Genomic DNA, 2,186 nt, shown 5'->3' with positions numbered 1-2,186 from the left:
AGGATTCCATATTCACTTTTGAAAACTCTGAGGATTTCGTCGAGAACTTCGGAATATACCTCGTCACTGGAAGATCGCAGGAAGCACTCATTAATTCGACTCAATACCTCAGCAAGGGATGCCACAGCGGCAGCTGTGTGCGGTGAAGCTTCCGCGAACTTGCTAGCCGGACCCTGCCAGCCACAATCCGGACTCACGACAGAGCTCAGTGCTGGGTCCGCCGTGACAGGTTTCACCGTTTCCCGATGCCCATTCATTATTGGCCTCCGCGCGCTTGGTTAAGAACATTGGACAGCGCTGGGCAGCCCTCATGGTGTGGCGCCGAAGCCCGAAACCTTCCGTGGCGATCCACTGCTGCGGAAATGCCGCTTGTCCCTCGAGGGATAAAACTCAAAGGTTTTGAATGCTACTCACTTCCTTCGCTTGCGAGCTACCGCGTTTATGACGGTCAAATTCTCCGCTCACTTAAAAAATAGGTCACAAATGCAACGCCGTTGCCACGTTCTCATACGGACGGCTTTTGAGGCGACGGACCATCGAAAAACAGTTCGCCGGTCGCTGGGGATGGGGTACGCAATGAGGCTGAAGAAACAACTGTACAGCTGCCAGCGCAAATAGTAAGAGGTTTGGCCGGAGGGCTTAACAAACCCCGGGAGCGGAACTGGGCCTGGATTCCTCGGAACTCCGTTTCCGCTTTCGGAAAATTCCGCGCACTCTGCTTGTACGAAATAAGCAGGAAGAGACGGCGTCTGGAGGGTCAAAATCACCGAACAGCCGCTCTTGTGGCCTAAGAAATCAGTTGGGAAGACGGCGGAGAGACTCTCGCTATGCCTCCGATCAGGCGCCAATAGGCTGGCATCGGTGTCGCCGGGCGGTTTGTAGTGTGACCGATACTTTCTATGGCAGTAGCACCGATTCTTGAGGACGCGTACCTTTTGACTTACAACGAGGGGGGTTCTGGGTATGACCACCGTTTCCTCGTCAACCAGCTCTCTATTGGAAAGCGTGGTTCGACGCGTGCACGACATTTCCACCATTCCGCAGGTCGCCCTCCGAGTGCTGGAAGTGGCAAATGATCCCGATTCGAGCGCCAGCGACCTCAAAGAAGTAATGGAGAGCGATGCAGCATTAAGTGCACGGGTCCTGCGGTATGTCAATTCCTCGGCTTATGCCGTGAGGACACGTATCACTAATCTCCAACAGGCCATTGCCTACCTTGGAATGAAGCAGATCCGCAACATTGCGATGACCGCAAGCGTGGCGGAAATGTTTCGGAACGACACGGGGGTGGAGCCTTACCGCCGCTCCAATCTCTGGAAACACCTTGTTTCGGTGGGTATCTGCGCGCGGTTGATCGCCATGCGGTGCAAAATCGCCGCCTTCGAGGACGCGTTCCTGGCTGGCCTTTTGCACGATATCGGCATCATCCTTGAAGACCAGTATGTGCATCCCAGGTTTCGTCAGATGATCATGGCGCTCACGCCCGAGAAGTCTCTCTGTGAGTGGGAGCGACAGTTCCTGGGATTTGATCACGCTGAGCTGGGCGAGGCCGTGGCGCGAGCCTGGGGATTTCCCGAAAATGTGCGAACGGCCATCGCTTTTCATCATAATGCCGCCCTTTATCGCGGCGAACAAATCAACATTATTCGGTGCGTGGCGGTAGCGAACCTGATCTGTACGTTGAAGGGCATGCCTTCCGTGGGGATCAACCTGATTCGGGTGCCGACCTGGGCACTCCAGGGTTTGAATCTCACCAAAGCGGATATCGCTGTGCTGGCGGAAGACCTGGATCGGGACATAGCACAGAACGCGCTGCTTTTCGAACTTTGACAGACGGCGAGCAAATTGGTTTTGCGGAGTGTCTAGACCGCAGCGGAAAAGATCGCGCGAATGTGAACGAGGGTCAGACAGCCAGAAGCGAGGTGACCAATGGATGGCATTATCCCCGAAAATCTGAACGAATTTTTGGACAAGTGGCAGGATCCCGAGGTGGGAATAATCTCCCAGCCTTTCCAAAGATTCAGTTTGGGGCTCCTCGCGAGCTGTAAAGCCCTGTGGCTTCAGACGCTCGGCTGCGCGGAGAACAGCCCAGCGGCCTCGTCCACGCTCATCAATACGCTTGATGACACTCTTTGGGCCAAATTAGTTCACTTGGTCAAACATGTGAATCCCATAGTCGGTGCGCA

At 54.8% G+C, this 2,186-nt stretch carries 3 protein-coding genes; 2 read left to right on the top strand and 1 reads right to left on the bottom strand.

Going from position 1 to position 2,186, the window contains the following annotated elements:
* Positions 1 to 257: hypothetical protein (locus ABJK56_RS00420; protein ID WP_347242693.1), on the bottom strand; the 257-nt coding region annotated here is incomplete at its 3' end.
* A gap of 706 nt (positions 258 to 963) precedes the next feature.
* On the opposite strand from ABJK56_RS00420, the gene ABJK56_RS00415 reads away from it, so the two are divergent.
* Both ABJK56_RS00415 and ABJK56_RS00410 read left to right on the top strand, forming a co-directional pair.
* Complete coding sequence (locus tag ABJK56_RS00415; protein ID WP_347242692.1) at positions 964 to 1,830, top strand: HDOD domain-containing protein; 867 nt, start codon at positions 964 to 966, stop codon at positions 1,828 to 1,830.
* 99 nt (positions 1,831 to 1,929) lie between these two features.
* On the top strand, positions 1,930 to 2,186 hold a 257-nt coding region (locus ABJK56_RS00410; RefSeq protein WP_347242691.1), incomplete at its 3' end, for a hypothetical protein.

This window comes from Thermogutta sp., from assembly GCF_039793925.1.
Classification (GTDB): Bacteria; Planctomycetota; Planctomycetia; order Pirellulales; family Thermoguttaceae; genus Thermogutta.
The sequence above is the reverse complement of the archived record's forward strand: the minus strand, read 5'-3'. Positions and strand labels throughout refer to the sequence as shown.